The 17,894-nt window shown below is 70.6% G+C and carries 14 protein-coding genes; 9 read left to right on the top strand and 5 right to left on the bottom strand.

What is annotated here, in order from left to right; genetic code table 11:
* Window positions 1-211: 211 nt before the first annotated feature.
* Together ALLO2_RS07915 and ALLO2_RS07910 are read right to left on the bottom strand one after the other, a co-directional pair.
* Window positions 212-2,236 carry a serine/threonine-protein kinase gene (locus tag ALLO2_RS07915; RefSeq protein WP_011435135.1) on the bottom strand — a complete coding sequence of 675 codons (2,025 nt, stop codon included), beginning with the start codon at window positions 2,234-2,236 and terminating at the stop codon, window positions 212-214.
* 93 nt (window positions 2,237-2,329) lie between these two features.
* Window positions 2,330-4,471, bottom strand: a complete 2,142-nt coding sequence (locus ALLO2_RS07910; protein ID WP_035730894.1) for a serine/threonine-protein kinase — start codon at window positions 4,469-4,471, stop codon at window positions 2,330-2,332.
* Between the two features lie 76 nt (window positions 4,472-4,547).
* Here ALLO2_RS07910 and ALLO2_RS07905 point away from each other — a divergent pair, with 76 nt between their 5' ends.
* The 4 genes from ALLO2_RS07905 to ALLO2_RS07890 all read left to right on the top strand — a co-directional run bounded on the left by ALLO2_RS07905 (window position 4,548) and on the right by ALLO2_RS07890 (window position 8,298).
* Window positions 4,548-5,027 carry a cytidine deaminase gene (locus ALLO2_RS07905; RefSeq protein ID WP_011435137.1) on the top strand — a complete coding sequence of 160 codons (480 nt, stop codon included), beginning with the start codon at window positions 4,548-4,550 and terminating at the stop codon, window positions 5,025-5,027.
* A complete protein-coding gene (locus tag ALLO2_RS07900; RefSeq protein ID WP_035730791.1) occupies window positions 5,024-6,328 on the top strand; it encodes a thymidine phosphorylase in 1,305 nt (434 codons plus the stop codon). The genes ALLO2_RS07905 and ALLO2_RS07900 overlap by 4 nt, the downstream gene beginning before the upstream one ends.
* An 87-nt stretch (window positions 6,329-6,415) precedes the next feature.
* Window positions 6,416-7,516 carry an adenosine deaminase gene (locus tag ALLO2_RS07895; protein WP_035730891.1) on the top strand — a complete coding sequence of 367 codons (1,101 nt, stop codon included), beginning with the start codon at window positions 6,416-6,418 and terminating at the stop codon, window positions 7,514-7,516.
* 191 nt (window positions 7,517-7,707) lie between these two features.
* Window positions 7,708-8,298 (top strand): DNA-3-methyladenine glycosylase I, encoded by a 591-nt coding sequence (locus ALLO2_RS07890; RefSeq protein ID WP_035730889.1) that lies wholly within the window; start codon window positions 7,708-7,710, stop codon window positions 8,296-8,298.
* A gap of 102 nt (window positions 8,299-8,400) precedes the next feature.
* On the opposite strand, the gene deoC is transcribed toward ALLO2_RS07890, so the two are convergent.
* Complete coding sequence (deoC, locus tag ALLO2_RS07885) at window positions 8,401-9,180, bottom strand: deoxyribose-phosphate aldolase (RefSeq protein WP_108913196.1); 780 nt, start codon at window positions 9,178-9,180, stop codon at window positions 8,401-8,403.
* Between the two features lie 40 nt (window positions 9,181-9,220).
* On the opposite strand from deoC, the gene upp reads away from it, so the two are divergent.
* Window positions 9,221-9,859, top strand: coding sequence for a uracil phosphoribosyltransferase (gene upp, locus ALLO2_RS07880; RefSeq protein ID WP_011435142.1), 639 nt, complete (start codon window positions 9,221-9,223; stop codon window positions 9,857-9,859).
* On the opposite strand, the gene ALLO2_RS07875 is transcribed toward upp, so the two are convergent.
* Window positions 9,805-11,847: a phospho-sugar mutase gene (locus ALLO2_RS07875; RefSeq protein WP_011435143.1), complete on the bottom strand. Its 2,043-nt coding sequence runs from the start codon at window positions 11,845-11,847 to the stop codon at window positions 9,805-9,807. The two genes, upp and ALLO2_RS07875, sit on opposite strands and share 55 nt — an antisense overlap.
* Window positions 11,848-11,865: 18 nt before the next feature.
* Entirely contained in the window at window positions 11,866-12,678 is an 813-nt protein-coding gene (locus tag ALLO2_RS07870) for a purine-nucleoside phosphorylase (RefSeq protein ID WP_023839882.1), read from the bottom strand.
* Between the two features lie 39 nt (window positions 12,679-12,717).
* Here ALLO2_RS07870 and ALLO2_RS07865 point away from each other — a divergent pair, with 39 nt between their 5' ends.
* The 4 genes from ALLO2_RS07865 to ALLO2_RS07850 all read left to right on the top strand — a co-directional run bounded on the left by ALLO2_RS07865 (window position 12,718) and on the right by ALLO2_RS07850 (window position 17,808).
* On the top strand, window positions 12,718-13,104 hold the full coding sequence (locus ALLO2_RS07865; protein WP_023839883.1) for a hypothetical protein: 387 nt from the start codon (window positions 12,718-12,720) through the stop codon (window positions 13,102-13,104).
* A 190-nt stretch (window positions 13,105-13,294) separates the two neighbouring features.
* Complete coding sequence (aspS, locus tag ALLO2_RS07860; protein ID WP_051874983.1) at window positions 13,295-15,145, top strand: aspartate--tRNA ligase; 1,851 nt, start codon at window positions 13,295-13,297, stop codon at window positions 15,143-15,145.
* Between the two features lie 221 nt (window positions 15,146-15,366).
* Window positions 15,367-16,515, top strand: a complete 1,149-nt coding sequence (locus tag ALLO2_RS07855; protein ID WP_035730788.1) for a glutamate--cysteine ligase — start codon at window positions 15,367-15,369, stop codon at window positions 16,513-16,515.
* 75 nt (window positions 16,516-16,590) lie between these two features.
* A complete protein-coding gene (locus ALLO2_RS07850; protein ID WP_023839885.1) occupies window positions 16,591-17,808 on the top strand; it encodes an amidohydrolase in 1,218 nt (405 codons plus the stop codon).
* The last annotated feature ends 86 nt before the right edge of the window (window positions 17,809-17,894 follow it).

Raw genomic sequence — 17,894 nt, 5'->3', positions numbered from 1 at the left:
AGGTCATGTCTGGGGGCGCTCTGGCGACCCGACACATCGTCGAGACGATGGTGCATCTCACCCAGATGCTAGTGCCGGGCCTGGTGGAGGGCATGTTCGGGCCGGGCGCGTCCGGGTGAACTCGGCCACAGGCGGCACTGGGACGCCCCACCCCCGGTTCCGGCGCCGTCCGGTGCCGGCCCGCTCCCCGAGCCGTCCCTCGACCGGGTCGTCAGGGCACGAAGGTGGTGGTTCCGGTCGGCGCCGGTGCCGTCGTCGAAACGACGGGCGGCGTTGTGCCCCCTGGAGAGGCCGGCGCCGTCCGGCTCGGCGAGGGGGTGACCCTGGGGGGTGGTGTCTGGGTCGGCGGCGGGGAGGTCTGAACCTGGGTGCTCGGCTGGGGAGTCGGGGTGGGTGTCTCCGTCGTCGGCGTCGTCGTTGGGGTCGCGGACGACGACGGCCGGGGGCGGGGGGTATAGCGCGGGGAGTCCGGGGCGACTACCTCAGACGCGGCGGACCGTGAAGTCACGGCCGGGGGGGATGAAGCGATGGTCGCGATGGGCGGTGGCGTGGTCTGCTGCGCGGTGACATCGTTCGGCCCGGGGGTCGAGCCGCCGGAGGTCAGACCGACGGTCAGGGCGATGGCCGCGCCCATCACGAGCATGGCCGCTCCGGCCACGACCGCGATCGTCCGCTGCCGACGCCGCTGGGGGTCGCCCGGTCCGCGACCGTGTCCGTCGTGGCGGGCAGGCTCGGCGCGGCGCCGGGCCTCGCCGAGGGGCAACAGTCCGGCGGCGTGATTGTCGTCGTCGAACAGATCCAGGTCGGAGGTCGCCGACACGGGGGTGACCGCGCCGATGCGGGTCACGTCGTCGTCCACCGAAGGCCCCGCCACGCTGTTGAGCCCGATGCTGGTCGGCGCGTCGTGGTCGGGGTCGGGCCGCGTCCGGCCGGGCGGTGCTGCGCGGTTCTGCGGCGTGGTCCGATCCGGCGGGATCACGCGGTTCGATGGGCCGGCGCGGTCGGGTTCCCTACGACCGGTGCGCGACCCGGCAGCGCCCGCGGCCGCCACGGCGGCCCCGCCAAGGGGGTTGAGCAGGGGATCCACGGTGACGTCGCGGTCAGCGGGGACGGGCGGCGCGGCGGCGGACGCCGGGCGGTTCGCCGGGCCCGGGACAGCCCCCTGGTCTCCCACGGCCGCCGAAGCTGCCTCGCCCGCCTGGACTCCCGCGGTCCCGGCGACACCGCCGCTCGACCCCGACCGGGAATCCGCGGCCGGTCCGGCGCCTGCTGCCGGCTCGGCCGGGTCGTCGAGGTTCTCCAGGCCGACGTCGACGGAACTCGCGTCCGTCTCCTCGTCAGTCCGAGGACGGGCGTGCATGACCGAAGCCGGTACCGGATTCGCATTGCGCGCGATCGGGATCAGCCGCCGGCGGATCTCCGTCACGTCGGGCCGCTCCTCGGCCGGCCGGTCCATCAGGTCACTGAGCAGGTTGCGCAACGGACCGGCTAGCCGGAAGGCCCGCCGGCGGCCCTCCACCACGGCGGTCAGTACGGCGTAGGTCTCCGGGCCCTCGAACGGAGGCTGACCCTCGACGGCCGAGTACAGCGTCGCGCCGAGCCCCCACAGGTCGCTCGCGGGAGTACCGGAGGAGCCCCGGACCCGCTCGGGAGCGATGTAGGCCGGGGAACCGACCAGGGCCCCAGTGCCGGTCAGGGTCACGTCGCCCTCGGTCGCGGCGATGCCGAAGTCGGTGAGCCGCACCCGGCCGTCCCGCCCGAGCAGGACGTTCCCGGGCTTGACGTCGCGGTGGAGCACGCCCGCCGAATGAGCCGCGGCGAGCGCGTCGGTCAGCGCCAGCCCGATCGCGGCGACCTGGTCGAAAGGCAGCGGGCCCTGGTTGCGGATCACATCGCCGAGGCTGTCCGCGTCGACGAGTTCCATGATGATCCAGTGCCGCTGATGTTCCTCGACCACGTCGTACACCGAGACGATGGCGGGACTGTGCAGCCTGGCCAGGGCGCGGGCCTCGCGAAGAACCCGGGCCCGAATCGCGTCGCGCTCGTTCTGCGCGCCGGCCATCGGCACGAGGATCTCTTTGATGGCGACCGGACGCTGGAGTAGTTCGTCCTCNCCGCGCCAGACGACACCGGCTCCACCACGCCCGATGGGCGTGTCGAGCCGGTAGCGTTGCGCTACGTAGCGAGGTGTGCCGTGCCGGGAGGTGTCCGGGGGCACGCTTGCCGATTTAGCCATCGTGTCAAGTCTGACAGATGGACTGATGCGCGCGCCGGACGGCCCGCATCTTTCCGAACACTACGGGCACCGCAAATCCATCGATGACCGACATCACGGACCGGGCCGGAAGGTGGCGAACAACTGGCGCATCAACGGTTGATCCTGCAGCCACAGATCCTCCCTGGTATGCCAGTACAGGGCATATCCGTGGCCGTTGCGAATCGCACCCCGGTTGAGCACATGCACCATGACCCCGTCCGACCCGCGGTACCCGAACTCCCAGTCGGCCTGGTTGGTGCCATCCCCACCATCGCTGGGAGCCAGCCGTATCTGCCGATAATCCCGCACGCTCTGCCGGAAGCCGGCCTCGTTGCGTTGCCAGTCGCCGATGGCAGAGGTGTTTGCCTGCCTGACGCTACCGACACGTAGGAAGGACCGGGTAGCCGGGTCCACGAAGTCGACGTTTCCGGGTCCGCCGGGCCCCTCGCGGCGCTGCCAGTCCGAGGGGTACGCCACGGACCAGCCGGCGGTGGGATCGACGTAGGACACCCAGCCAGGCGGGCCCGTAACCGGGGTGGTTTCCCGGGCGACGGGGTCCCTGGCCGCCGCCGGATCCGCCAGGGCCGACCCGCCGGCTCCGGTCGGCGACGAGATGCCGCCGGTCTGGTTGGCCGAGGTGTCGCGGCTCCTGTCGTCCGGGCCCCCTGTCACCACGATCACGATGCCAATGATCGCGGCGGCGACCAGCGCCACGAGCGTCGCCACGGCGATGGTCACGCGACGTCGATCCCCGGCGCCGGGGTCGCGTGGCGGATCTTCCGCCGGCCCGATTCCTGCCGGCTCGATTCCCGCCGGCCCGTCGGGCGCCGGCCGCAGCCGGGCGGTCGACGGCGGGGAGGCCGGTGCGGCAGTGGCGAAGAGATTAGCCAGTTCGACGTCGCCGCCGGTGAGACCGTTGCCGTGCCCTCGGCCGATGAGCCGGGCCCGGGCCGGGATTCCGCCCAGGGCACGCATCCGGTCGATCGAGTGCATGCGCTCCAACGGCCCGGTGGGACGGGACCGAGGTGTCCGCGACGGCGTGGCCTCCTGACGCGTCTCGGTGTCCTGACGCGTCTCGGTGTCCTGACGCGTCTCGGTGTCCTGACGCGTCTCGGTGTCCTGACGCGTCTCGGTGTCCGGCGTGGTCAGGGCGGCCACCGGTGCCGGGACGGCACTGATCCCGGAGACGGCACTGGTCTCCGACCGGACCTCGGTCTCCGGGAACCNGGTGACGTCGCCGGAGGGGACGGCTTCGGTGGCGGACTCGGCCGGTGTGGTCGGTATGGCCCGTGCGGCCGGGGAGGTGGTACGTGTCGATGAGCGGGGGCGAGTGGGCCGAGAAGGACGCGAGGGCCGGCGGACCGCATCTCGTTCGACTATCTCGCGCAGTCGCCTGCGTACGACGGTGAGCGGTGGTCGGCTCGCCTCGTGCGGGGCCATCAGGTCGTCGATCACCGGTATAAGCGGTCCGGCCAGCCGGAAGGGCTGGCGTCGTCCCTGAACCAGGGCGGCGAGCACCGAAATCGGGTCACCGCCGGTGAAGGGCGGGTAACCTTCGACGGTGGTGAACAGCGTGGCGCCCAGTCCCCACCGGTCACCCGCGGCGCTGCCGGCATCGCCACGGGCGCGTTCCGGCGGCAGGTAGGCGGGGGAGCCCATCACCATCCCGGTGCTGGTAAGCCGGGGATCCCCCTGGCTGACCGCGATGCCGAAGTCGGTCAGCCGGGCCCGGCCGTCCGCGGTCACCAGCACGTTGCTCGGCTTGACGTCGCGGTGCACCACGCCGAGCCGGTGCGCGGCCTCCAGGGCGTAGGCGAGGCTGATGCCGATCCGGCACGTCTCCTCGACCGGCAGCGGTCCGCGATCGTTGATGATTGTGGCGAGGGACCGGCCGTCAACGTATTCCATGATGATCCAGGGCAGCTCGCCATCGTCGATGACGTCGAGGACGGCGACGGCACCGGGATGATGCAGCCGACCGGCGGCGCGCGCCTCGCGCAGGACCCGCTCGCGGGTCAGGCCGCGTTCGTCCGCGTTCTCCCCGAGCGGCAGCCGTACTTCCTTGACTGCAACCACGCGCTGGAGCAGCTCGTCGGTGGCCCGGTGCACGACGCCGAATCCGCCGCGTCCGATGACCCCGTCGAGCCGGTACCGTCCCCCGACGAGGGTCACCGCCCTGGCCGAACCCGGATTGTCCGGGGACTCGCCTGCCATCCCGTCGTCCCTTCCGATCGCCGGTGGGGCCCGCGTCCATGGGATCACATCGTGGCCGGATCGTGGGGGGTCGGGCATGCTGGCGACAGCGACCGAACGGACCACGGACATGGGGTGGAGTGTGAACGACAAAGACTGGGAGCGGTTGCGGAACGCTGCTGTCCGTGTCGCACAGAGTGCCTACGCGCCCTACTCGGGTCTGCGGGTTGGTGCTGCCGCACTGGTCGTGGATCTGCCGGACGCCGCCGGACGTACCACCGGTGACGACCCGTGGATCGTCGTCGGCTGCAATGTCGAGAACGCGTCCTACGGCCTCGGGCTGTGCGCCGAATGCGGTCTCGTCTCGGCGCTGCACGCCAGAGGCGGTGGTCGGCTGCTGGCGTTCGCTTGCGTCGACTCCGACGGTGCGCCGTTGGCGCCCTGCGGACGGTGCCGTCAGCTGCTCTACGAGCACGGCGGGCCGGATCTGCTCGTCGCCATGGGCGACGGCGTGCGCACCATCGCGGACCTGCTCCCCGCAGCGTTCGGACCGCACGATCTGCCGGGTGTCGCGTGAGCGGAAGCTTCGACGTCGTCGATCTGATCCGGGCCAAGCGGGACGGTCGACCCGTCGATCCCCGGGCCGTCGACTGGCTCGTCGACGCCTACACCCGGGGTCTGGTTGCCGACGAGCAGATGTCGGCGTACCTGATGGCGGTGGTGTGGCGCGGGATGACTCCCGCCGAGCTGGACCGCTGGACCGCCGCAATGATCGACAGTGGGGAGCGCCTGGATCTGACCGGTGTGGGACGTCCCACCGTCGACAAACACTCCACCGGAGGGGTCGGCGACNAGGTCTCGCTCGTGCTGGTGCCGCTGGTCGCCGCCTGTGGGGCCGCGGTCCCACAGCTCGCCGGGCGGGGGCTCGGTCACACCGGTGGAACGCTGGACAAGATGGAGGCGATCCCCGGCTGGCGGGCGGATCTGTCGGCCGCCCGGATGCGTGAGCTCCTCGCCGAGGTGGGTGCGGTGATCGCCGCCGCGGGTGCCGGCCTCGCCCCGGCCGACCGCCGGCTCTACGCGCTGCGGGACGTCACCGGAACCGTCGAGTCGATCCCGCTCATCGCATCGTCGATCATGAGCAAGAAGATCGCCGAGGGCACGTCGGCGCTGGTCCTGGACGTCAAGGTCGGCTCCGGGGCCTTCATGACGTCGGTGGATGAGGCCCGTGAGCTCGCCCGGACGATGGTTCGGATCGGCGTTGCCGCCGGGGTCCGCACCGAGGCCCTGCTGACCGGGATGGACCATCCCCTCGGCCGGACCGCCGGGCATGCGCTGGAGGTGGCCGAGGCCGTGGAGACCCTCCGTGGTGGTGGGCCGGCGGATCTGGTGGAGGTCACCGTCGCGCTGGCCAGGGTGATGATCGACCTCGTCGCCGCCGAACTCGGCCACCGGTCCGGTGCTCTTCATGATCCCGCGCAGGTACTGGCTGCCGGGGACGCTTTTGCGGTGTGGCGGGCGATGGTCGCGGCCCAGGGCGGCGATCCGGACGCGCCGCTTCCGGCGGCGAGCCATGTCGAGACCGTCCCCGCGCCGGCGACCGGCCATCTCCACCGCCTGGACGCCCGAGCGGTCGGCCTGGCGGCCTGGCGGCTTGGCGCGGGCCGGGTCCGCAAGGAGGACGCGGTCTCCGCGACGGCGGGCGTGCGGTGGCGGGTGGGAATCGGTGACCCGGTCACGGCCGGCGAGCCGTTGCTGGAACTGCACACCGATGACCCGGCCAGCGTCGAGCGGGCCCGGGAGGCCCTGGCGGGAGCGGTGGAGGTCGCCGCGACGCCGCCCCCGAGCACACCGCTTGTCCTCGATCACATCAGCTGAACCGGTCCCGGCGGTCCGGGTCGTCATCGTGCCGTCGCTGTTCTGTCGTACCCGTGGCCTACCGTCGAGACGATGACGGAGGACATGATGACGAACGACGCACGGTCCCCGACGATCACGGTCGAGGATATCCGCCGGGTACCGAAGGTACTGCTTCATGATCATCTTGATGGCGGGCTCCGGCCGGCCACGGTGGTAGAGCTCGCCGACGAGACCGGTTACCGCGATCTGCCGACCACGGACGTCCACGCCCTGAGCACCTGGTTCCGTGGCGGCGCGCACAGCGGTTCGCTCGTCCGCTACCTGGAGACGTTCCGGCACACGGTGGGGGTGATGCAGACCCAGGATGCGATCATGCGGGTGGCGCGGGAGTGCGCGGAGGATCTCGCGGCCGACGGCGTCGTCTACGCCGAGGTACGGTTCGCACCCGAGCTGCACCTCGAGCGCGGGCTGTCCCTGGACGCGGTGGTCGAGGCCGTGCTTGACGGGTTCCGAGCCGGTTCGGCCGGCACACCGCTGCACCTTCGCGCCCTGCTCACCGCGATGCGCCATCAGGCCCGTTCGCTGGAGATCGCGCAGCTCGCGGTCCGGTGGCGCGATGCCGGCGTGGTCGGGTTCGACATCGCGGGCGCCGAGGCGGGTAATCCGCCCACCCGTCACCTGGATGNCTTCCAATACATCCAGCGGGCGAACGGCCACTTCNCGATCCATGCGGGCGAGGCGTTCGGCCTGCCGTCGATCTGGGAGGCCGTGCAGTGGTGCAACGCCGATCGGCTGGGGCACGCAGTGCGCATCGTCGATGACATCACGGTCGATCCGGACGGTAAGGCGATCCTCGGTGATCTCGCGAACTACGTGCGCGACGTCCGGGTGCCGCTGGAGATGTGTCCCTCGTCGAACGTGCACACCGGAGCCGCGCCAAGCATCGAGCGGCACCCCATCGGGCTGCTTCGCCGGCTGCAGTTCCGGGTCACGGTCAACACGGACAACAGGCTGATGAGCGGCGTGTCGCTGTCGAGTGAGTTCGCGACCCTCGTGGACGTCAACGGCTACGGCTGGTCCGACATCCGCTGGCTTACCCTCAACGCGATGAAGTCCGCCTTCCTGCCCTTCGACCGGCGGCTCGATTTCATCAACGACGTCATCAAGCCGGGCTATGCGGAGCTCGTCTCCGCGGAGTCAGCCTGATGAGCGGTGGTCCGCTGAGCGGTGGTCCGCTGAGCGGTGGTCCGCTGAGCGGCGGTCCGCCGGGCGCTGAACCCGATCTGCTCGGTAGCGGGATCTCCGGGTCCGGGACGTCCGGGCCGGTGAGGCCCGCCTCGGATGTCCCGGTGAGGCCCGCCTCGGATGTCCCGGTGAGGCCCGCCTCGGATGTCCCGGTGAGGCCCGCCTCGGATGTCGTGGTGGGAGCCGATGGTTGCCCGCGATGCCCGTGGGGTCTGTCCACGCCGGAGTACGTCGCCTACCACGACTACGAGTGGGGGCGTCCGGTCAGGGACACGGTCGGTCTGTTCGAGCGGCTGACCCTGGAGGCGTTCCAGTCCGGCCTGTCGTGGTTGACGATCCTGCGCAAGCGGTCGGCGTTCCGGGCGGCGTTCGCCGGATTCGACCCGGCAGCCGTGGCCGCGTTCGGTTCCGCGGATGTCGACCGGTTGCTCGCCGACGCCGGCATCGTCCGAAACCGTCGCAAGATCGAGGCGACGATCGTCAACGCCCGCGCCGTCCTTACGCTCGACCATCCTCTGGAGGAGCTGATCTGGTCGTTCCAGCCGGAGCCGACGGGGCGGGCGGCGCCGGCCACCCTCGCCGACGTGCCGGCGAAGACCCCCGAGTCGGTGGCGCTCGCCAAGGGGCTGCGCGCGGCCGGGTTCGTCTTCGTCGGTCCGACCACCGCCTATGCTCTGATGCAGGCCTGCGGGCTCGTTGATGATCATCTGTCTGGCTGCTGGGTGGCGGGGGGCGTGGGCTAGCCGTCAGATCTCGGCTGTGGCCGTCGGCGGCGGTTCAGTCCGTGGCCGTGAACCGGCCGGATGGGCTGGGTGGAGCTCCGGCGGATCATCCGGGGAAGCCGGTCACCTGGGAAAGCCGGCGAGCACATCCGCGGAGGCGGACAGCCCGAGCCGGGTCGCGCCGGCCTCGATCATCTCGATCGCCTTCTCGGTGGTGCGGATGCCGCCCGAGGCTTTGATGCCGAGCCGGCCACCCACGGCCGCCGCCATCGCCCGCACTGCGCGCACGCTGGCCCCGCCGGCCGGGTGGAAACCGGTGGAGGTCTTGACGAACTCGGCGCCGCCGGCCTCCGCTGCCCGGCAGGCGGCGCCGATGCTCTCGTCCGGCAGCAGGGCCGTCTCCAGGATGACCTTGAGCACGACGTCCGGCGGCACCGACAGCCGGACCTCGGTGATTTCGGTCTCGATCGCTCGCCAGTTCTCGTCCATCGCGTTGGCGATGTCGATGACCATGTCGATCTCCGTGGCGCCGTCCGCGACCGCCCGCCGCGCCTCCTCGGCCTTGATGACGGTCAGGTGCGTGCCGTGCGGAAAGCCGATGACAGAGGCGACGCCGAAGGCCGGCCTGACCTCACCGCGGTCCCGTCGGGTACTCGCGGCGGCCAGGTAGACATGGGTCGGCGCCACACAGACGGCACCGACACCCAGCTTGGCAGCCTCCCCGCACAGCGCGAGTATCTCCTCGCCGGTGGCGGACGGCTGTAGCAGTGTGTGGTCGACCATCCGGGCCACCTCGGCGCGCCGCAGGGTGGGGCGAGCGCCGGCGGCCGGTCGGGAGGGGGACTTCTCGGGTTCCTCGCCGGGACGGTCCGATCCTGCCGGAGCCGTTGTCATACGTTGCATCATTGCCGATCGCCCGGCTTCGCGTACGAGGAGTCCTTCCGTGCAGCTGCACATCGTCGACCATCCCCTCGCGGCCTCGTCGCTGACCGTCCTGCGGGACGAGCGCACGCCTCGGTCCCGGTTCCGGCCCGTCCTGTACGACCTGGCGATGATGCTCGTGTACGAGGCGACCCGTACGCTGCCGACGATGCCGGTCGCCGTCACGACTCCGCTGGCCACGACCTCCGGGGTGCGGCTGGCCGCGGAGCCGGTCGTCGTCCCGGTGCTGCGGGCCGGGCTCGGCATGCTGCCGGCGGCGCTCAACCTGCTTCCCGACGCCCACACCGCGTTCATCGGGCTCTCCCGCGACGAGACGACCTTCGAACCCACGGTCTACCTGGAGGCGGTGCCCAGCGATCTGGCCGGCCGCCCGGTGCTGCTGCTCGACCCGATGCTCGCCACCGGCGGTTCGGCCCTGCACTGTCTGCGGCTGCTCGCCGACCGCGGGGCGCGGGGCGTCACCGTGGTCTCCGTGGTGGCAGCACCGGAGGGCCTTGCGGCGCTGGAATCCGGTGGCCCTGCGGTCGGCACGGCGGACCTGACCGTTGTGACCGCCGTGGTCGACGAGAGATTGAACGAGACGGCCTATATTGTGCCCGGGCTCGGCGACGCGGGTGATCGGATCTTCGGCGAGATGTGATCTCCGTCGCGTCCGTCGAGCAGATTGCCCGCGGCCGTATGCAGGTGGAGCAGGCGTGCCGCGGCCTGGTCCCGAGCCGCGGGCACCGCGTCAACGGCATGCCCCGGCACCGGCTCCACGGTCTCGAGGTACACCTTCAGTTTGGGTTCNGTCCCGCTCGGGCGGAAGATCACCCGGTCCTCGTCGAGGAACAGCATGAGCACGTCGGCGGGTGGCAGAACCGGATGCGCCGCGTCGGCGCGGTCCACGGGGCGTGCGGGTCGAGGGGGAATGCCTCCCGCCGGTGCGTCCCCGTCCCGCGGACCGGCCAGCAGGTCACGGACCGCGGTGACGGGACGCCCGGCGAGGCTGGTCGGCGGCTGGGCCCGCAGGCGGTGCATCGTCTCGTCGATCTGGGTGACGTCGTCGAAGCGCGCCGAGCGTTGCCCCGTGAGATGGACACCGAGTCGTGCGGACAACTCGTCGAGCAGGTCTGGCAAGGTCCGGCCTCGTTGCTTCGCCCGCGCGGCGACCAGGGCGATGGCGAGGGCGGCGGTGATGCCGTCCTTGTCGCGGACCAGCTCCGGGGCGACGGCGTAGCCGAGTGCCTCCTCGTAGCCGAAGACCAGCCGCGCGTCCGCACGCATGATCCACTTGAATCCGGTCAGCGTCTCGGCGTAAGGAACGCCGACCTCGGCGGCCAGCGCACGCAGACCGGAGGAGCTGACGATGGTGGTCGCCACCGGACCGGGGCAGGAGTGCAGGACATGATCGGCGAGAAGCAGACCGACCTCGTCGCCGCTGAGTACCCGCCCTCCGACGGCGACGGCGCACCGGTCGGCGTCGGGATCGTTGGCGAGTACCAGATCGGCGTCGATGCGCTCGCCGAGCGCCAGAACCCGGTCCATCGCCCCCGCCTCCTCGGGGTTCGGCCACTGGACTGTCGGAAACTCCGGATCGGGTTCGGCCTGCTCGTGGACGACCCTGGGTGCGGCGAGACCCGCGGCGGTGAACACGGCGCCGAGAACGCCTGCGCCGACACCGTGCAACGGGGTGTACGCAACGGTCAGGGCCGTCGGGTCTGTGGTCACGTCTGTGCGTAGGTCGGTGGCTGTGGCGGTGGCGGTGGCGGTGGCGGTGGCTGCCCGGCCGGCCGTGGCCGCCGCGTGTATGTAGTCGTCGACGACATCCGCATCGAGCCTCCGCCAGGTCTCGGCGAGTGGGATCGCCCGGGCGGGGCCGGCAGCCGCGATCATTCCTTCGATCTCACGGTCCGCCGGAGCCACGAGCTGCGCTCCCCTCGCGGCGTCAGAGGAAGCATCACCCAGGTAGACCTTGTAGCCGTTGTCGGTGGCCGGATTGTGGCTGGCCGTGACCATCACGCCGGCGTCCGCGCCCAGCCTGCGCACGGCGAAGGCCAGCACCGGAGTGGGTAGCGGCCCGGGGAGTACCAGCGCCCGCAATCCGGCACCGGCGAACACCCGGGCGCTGTCGAGGGCGAACGCCTCGCTGCGATGCCGGGCGTCGTAGCCGACGACGACGGTCGCCGTCGAGGAATTCGGGGCCGCGGCCGAGCCCGGTGCGGCGTTCATGGAGCTCCCGGCCGTGGCCGGATCCGGCTTCGGTGCCGCCGGTGCTGGTGGTGCCGGTGCTGGTGGTGCCCTGCTCGTGAGCCAGGTGGCGAGTCCGGCGGCGGCGCGGCGCACCACGGCAGTGTTCATGCCGGCTGGACCGGCGCGCAGTGGCCCGCGCAACCCGGCTGTGCCGAACCGCAGCGGTCCGTGGAAACGTGTGGTCAGTTCCGCGAGCAGCGTGGCATCGTGACCCGCGCCGTCGCGCAGCCGGGCCAGTTCGGCCCGGTCGGCGGGATCCGGATCATCGTTCAGCCAGGCCTCGACCTGCTCGGCGAGCGGGCTGGGCAGGGACGTCGGGCTGGGCAGGGACGTCGGGCTGGGCAGGGACGTCGGGCCGGGCAGGGACGTCGGGCCGGGTCGGGACGCGGACGGCATCGCGATTCCGCCGCGGTCCTACAGCCGGGTGACGATGTCGGCGAGCAGGATACCCAGGCGTTCCGCGGCGGCGGCTCCCGCGGTCAGCACCTCGAGATGATCCAGCGGCTTGCCGCTCATCCCCGCCGCGAGGTTGGTGACCAGGGACAGGGCCAGCACCTCCGCTCCGGCGGCCCGCGCCGCGATCGTCTCGTGCACGGTCGACATGCCGACCAGGTCGGCTCCCAGGAGCCGCAGCATGCGGATCTCCGCGGGTGTCTCGAAGTGCGGACCGGGCAGTCCCGCATACACCCCTTCGGTCAGGGTGGGATCGACCTCGCGGGCAAGCGTCCGTAGCCGGGGGGAATAGGCGTCGGTCAGGTCGGTGAACGCCGGGCCGACCAGGGGCGAGCGGCCGGTCAGGTTCAGATGGTCAGCGACGAGGACGGGCTGGCCGACGTACATGTCCGCGCGCAGACCGCCGGCGGCGTTCGTCAGTATGACGGTCGACGCGCCGGCCGCACAGGCCAGGCGGACCGCGTGGACCACCCGGGACAGGTCATGGCCCTCGTACGGATGCACGCGACCCAGATAGATCAACAGGCGNCGGTCGCCGAGCTGGACGGAGCGTGCGGTCGGCTTGTGCCCGGGAACGTCGGTGTTGGAGGGGAAGCCGCCGAGTTGGGTAAACGTGACCTCGGTGACGTCGGTCGCCTGCCGGGACAGTACATCGGCGGCCGGGGGCCAGCCCGATCCCAGCACAATCGCGATGTCGTGCCGGTCGGCTCCGGTCAGCTCGGCCAGGGTGGCGGCCGAGGCCGCCGCATTCGGTTCGTCCGCCTGTGCCCTCACCCGGCGACTGTACGGGGTGTGTGGAGGACACTGACGCCCGTGCCCCTGATACCGTCCCACCGTCGTCTCCCGGCAGTGCCCCTGGAGTCCGGCGAGTTCACCGAGGTCGTGCTGCGCGGTCGGCTCACCGACCCGAGCGGACCCGGACGGTTCACGGCGAAGGTCGAATCCTTCGTCGGACACCGGTTCGGGGCCTCGCGCTGGATCGTGCTGACCGATCGGCGGCTGCTGGTCCTCGCCCCCTTCCCGCGGGAGGGCGACTGGTTCGACGTCGTCTTCGACCGTCGTGAGGTGACGGCGTCCCGAGGCGTCAAGCACGGAGATGTGATCACCGTCGAGCTCACCACTCCCCGCGGCCGTCAGGTTCTGCGCATCCCGGCCCGGCTACGCGGGGAGGCGAGCCGTTTCATCCGCGCGCTGCGCTAACAGTGAACGATCTCGCCGTGCGGCCTGTGCGGCCTGTGTGGCCCGTGCGGCCGCCGGGAGCGGCGGTCTCGCGGTTACCGGCCGATAGGGTCAGGACTGGATCCCGCGACGGGCGCGGTGACATCGCCACACATCTGGCGAGAAAAGTACCCGGCGGGCCGGACCAGACTGCGATGGGAACAACGGATCGATGACTACGACCCAGTCGACCACCGGCGAGCTACCGATCCCGGTGGCGGGGGCCGCCACCTCGGGCGGGCGGCAGCGCACGGCCATGCGCACACATATGTGCGGTGATCTGCGATCGGATCACGTTGACCAGACCGTGACGGTGTGTGGCTGGGTGGCGCATCGCCGTCAGCATGGCCAGTCGCTGACCTTCGTCGACCTGCGTGACCATTCCGGGATCATTCAGGCGGTCGTCGACGGCTCGGTCGACGTCCGGACCGAGTACGTATTGCGGATCACCGGTACCGTCGCCGTCCGCCCGGAGGGGACCGCGAACCCCGCCCTGGCCACGGGCGAGGTCGAACTACGCGACTGCGAGGTGCAGGTGCTCTCGGTCGCGACACCGCCGCCGTTCCCGCTGGACGATCGAGCCGACTCCGTCGATGAGGCCACTCGTCTCGCCTACCGCTATCTCGATCTGCGCCGTGACCGGATGCAGCGCAACCTGCGGATCCGCTCGGCGGTTCTTGCGGCGATGCGCTCGGCGCTTGCCCCGCTGGACTTCGTCGAGGTCGAGACGCCGCTGCTGATGCCCTCGACCCCGGAGGGAGCACGGGAGTTCATCGTTCCGTCGCGCCAGTTCCCAGGCAGTTTTTACGCCCTCCCGCAGTCACCCCAGCTTTTCAAGCAGCTGCTCATGGTGGGTGGGACGGATCGCTATTTCCAGTTCGCCCGGTGCCTGCGCGACGAGGACCTACGGGCCGACCGGCAGTACGAGTTCACCCAGCTCGACCTCGAGATGAGCTTCGTGGACCAGGACGACGTGCTCGACGTGACGTCGGCGGCGGTTTTGGCCGCGGCCCGGGCGGTGACCGGCGGCCCCGTGCCGCCGATCGAGCGGATGTCCTGGCACGAGGCGATGAACCGCTTCGGGGTCGACAAGCCGGACCTGCGGTTCGGCATGGAACTCGTAGAGCTGACCGCGGTCTTCGCGGGTAGCGGTTTCAAGGCGTTCGCCGGGGCCGAGGCCGTCAAGGGAATCCGCGTACCCGGCGGATCGGCCTCGCACAACCGGCGCAAGCTCGACGATCTCACNGCGCGGGCGAAGGGACTGGGCGCGAAGGGCCTGGTCTGGATGCGGGTCGGTCCCGGCGGTGAACTGGAGTCCCCGGTGGCGAAGTTTCTCTCCGCCGAGGAACTCGCCGGCATCGTCGCGGCAACCGCGGCGGTGGCGGGAGACCTTCTTCTCCTGGTCGCCGACGAGTGGGCGACCACCTGCGAGGTACTCGGCCAGCTTCGCAACGATCTGGGCCGCCCACCGGCCGGCGAAGGTCCGTTGCGGTTCGTGTGGGTCGTCGACTTCCCGCTGTTCGTCGGGGTGGACCCTGGCACCGGACGGCCGAAGCCGGGGCATCACCCCTTCACCCGTCCGCACCCCGACGATGTGGACAAGCTGGAGACCGATCCGCTCGCGGTGCGTAGCCGGGCGTACGATCTGGTGCTCAACGGCTGGGAACTCGGATCCGGTTCGATCCGGATCCATGAGAGCGGTCTCCAGCAGCGCATCTTCGGGATCCTCGGAATCTCGCCGGCGGAGGCGAAGGCTCGATTCGGCTTCTTCCTCACCCCTTTTGGCTACGGGGCACCACCGCACGGCGGATTCGCGGTGGGGATCGACCGGTTGGTGGCGATCCTCGCCGGTGAGGAGAACATCCGGGAGGTCATCGCCTTTCCCAAGACCCAGTCGGGACTCGACCCGTTGACGGGCGCCCCGACGCCCGTGACCGATCGTCAGCTGCGTGAGCTGGGGGTGCGGGTGGTCACGGCACCGGCACCGGCACCGGGACAGGGGCNGGGCCCGGTAGCCGTCTGAGTGCGTCGGGCCTGGCCGATGAGCGGTGCGGTGGTCGGGGCCGGGCATTGCCGCGACCAGGCCTTTGGCCAGCTTCCCCGGTGGGGTGGTGGGGTAGGAACGGGCCGAATGGGGTAGTCACCTTCTGCTGCCCGTGAGCCGAGCCGGTGGGTGACGGCTGTCTGGTGCTGTTACCGACCCCGAGCTGTTACCGACCCCGAGACCCGACCCCAGGAGGCCAGGTGCAGATCCCTTTCTCGTCGTCGTCGAGCACCAGTCTCGGCATCGAATGGGAGCTGCAGCTCGTCGACCAGCAATCGCGCGAACTTCGCGGCGAGGCCAGCGGGATTCTTCACGAGCTGCGGGCGAAGGTCGGGGAGTGCGAGGCGGCCAAGGCCAAGCACGAGCTGTTCGAGTCGACCATCGAGGTCATCACCGGGGTCTGCGACTCGGTGGAGGAAGCGACCGCGGACCTGTCTGGAACCGTCTCGCTGCTGCGCGATCTGGCGGAACGGCGCGGGATCGGGCTGATGTGCAGCGGCACGCACCCAGCCAGTGACTATATGGGACAGCGCATCACCGAGGATCATCGCTATTTCCGGTTGGTCAGCCAGATGCAGTGGTTGGCCCGGCGGCTGCTCATCTTCGGCGTCCACGTACATGTCGGAGTGCGGTCTGCGGACAAGGCCATGCCGATCGTGAACGCTCTGATGGCCTATGTCCCACATTTTCTCGCCTTGTCGGCGTCGTCGCCCTACTGGCTGGGCGGAGACACCGGGCTGGCCTCATCGCGATCACAGGTCTTCGCGAGCCTGCCCACCGCGGGGCTGCCGTACCCGTTGGAGGACTGGCCGGGTTTCGAGTCGTTCATGGAGACACTGATTGTCTCCGGCACCATCGAGACGATCCGCGAGGTCTGGTGGGACATCCGTCCACATCCCAACTTCGGCACCGTGGAACTGCGGGTCTGCGATGGTCTGCCGTCCCTGATGGAGGTGGGGGCGGTTGCGGCTCTCGCGCAGTGCCTGGTTGACCGCATGAACACCCAGATCGATCGTGGGTATCGTCTCCCGACCCCGCAACGATGGCTCGTGCAGGAGAACAAGTGGCGGGCGGCCCGGNACGGNCTGGACGCGCAGATCATCGTCGATGGTCGGGGCGGNATCCGGCCGGNCCGGGNTGACATCACCGATCTCGTGGAGGATCTGCTTCCGGTCGCCCACCGTCTCGGTTGTTCATCCGAGCTCTCCGACACGCTGACCATCCTGCGGACGGGCGCGAGCTATATCCGGCAGCGGGACGCCGCCCGGCGGGCCGGTGGAGATCTCACCCGGGTCGTCGATACCCTTCTCGAAGAGATGAACACCGGCCGTCCGGTAGTCGACGGCTAGACACGCCGGCGAATACCCCGAACCGCCTGCGTTCAGGGCCCGCGTGGCGTGTGCAGGGAGGAGCCCGGCCGGCAGATGAAGGTTGACGAGACCGCGGCGGTCGCCGGGTGGGTGGCCGCGCACGAATCCGAGCTGATCGCGTTGCGTCGCGATCTCCACGCTCACCCGGAGCTCGGCCGGCAGGAGCACCGCACCGCCGAGCAGGTCGAGGCGCGGCTTCGGGCCGCGGGACTGTCGCCGCAGCGCCTGCCGGACCTTCCTGGCCTGTGGTGTGACATCGGTGCCGGCGTCGATCATGATCCAGGCGCTCCCGTGATCATGCTGCGGGCNGACATGGACGCTCTTCCGCTCTCGGATATCAAGGACGTGCCGTACCGCTCCACCGTTCCGGGTGTGGCTCACGCCTGCGGACATGACGTACACACGACCGTGGCGCTCGGCGCCGGACTCGCGCTTGCCGAGGTCGCACGCGTGTCCACGCTGCCCGGGACCGTGCGCCTGGTGTTCCAGCCCGCGGAGGAGCTCATGCCGGGCGGCGCGTTGGACATCATCGACGCGGGCGTGCTGAAGCCGGTGACCACGGCGATCGCGCTGCACTGCGATCCGGCGCTCGACCTGGGCATGATCGGTCTGCGGACGGGTCCGATCACCTCTGCCGCCGATGCCGTCGAAATCACGCTGGCCGGGCCCGGCGGTCACACCTCCCGGCCACAGAACACAGTCGACCTGGTGTACGCGCTCGTCCGCCTTGCGGCCGATCTCCCTGCCGCGTTGGGGCGACTGGTCGATCCCAGGTCGGCGCTCTCCCTGGTCTGGGGTCAGGTGCAGGCGGGAACCGTTGCCAACGCCATCCCTCGTACCGGTCAGCTTCGAGGCACGGTCCGCACCCTGTCCCGGGAGACCTGGGAGAGCGTGCCGGCGCTGGTCACTCAGGTTGCCGAGCAGCTCGTCGCACCGTACGGAGCACAGATCGTGGTCGACTACCGCCGTGGCGTGCCGCCCGTGGTGAACAGCGTGGATGTCGTCGAGGTCCTNCGGACCGTCGTCGACCGCGTGTTTGGTCATGGGGCCTCCACCATGGTGGCGCAATCGCTTGGTGGCGAGGACTTCGGTTGGTATCTGAACCACGTGCCGGGGGCCTTGGCCCGATTGGGCACTCGGACACCCGGCGGCCACACCTACGACCTTCACCAGGGCAGCTTCGACGTGGACGAGAGGGCGATCGGTGTGGGCGTGAAGCTGCTTGCCGGCGCGGCTCTCGATCTGCTGACCCATACGCCCCCGGCGCCGTGACGCTACGTCCGCCTCTGTCCGGATCCGCGGCCGCGCCTCATGGTGTGATGCGTCACGCTGCCGTGATGCGTCACGCTGCCGTGATG

Origin of the sequence: Frankia sp. Allo2 (genome assembly GCF_000733325.1) — a bacterium.
Classification (GTDB): domain Bacteria; phylum Actinomycetota; class Actinomycetes; order Frankiales; family Frankiaceae; genus Frankia; species Frankia casuarinae.
Note: the sequence above shows the minus strand (reverse complement) of the source record. Positions and strands in the feature narration are given on the sequence as shown.

What these genes read in the sequence shown, in the direction of transcription:
- ALLO2_RS07905 (WP_011435137.1), top strand. Translation starts at nt 4,548, where the DNA reads ATGCTGGCGACAGCGACCGAACGGACCACGGACATGGGGTGGAGTGTG.
- deoC (WP_108913196.1), bottom strand. Translation starts at nt 9,180, where the DNA reads ATGCAACGTATGACAACGGCTCCGGCAGGATCGGACCGTCCCGGCGAG.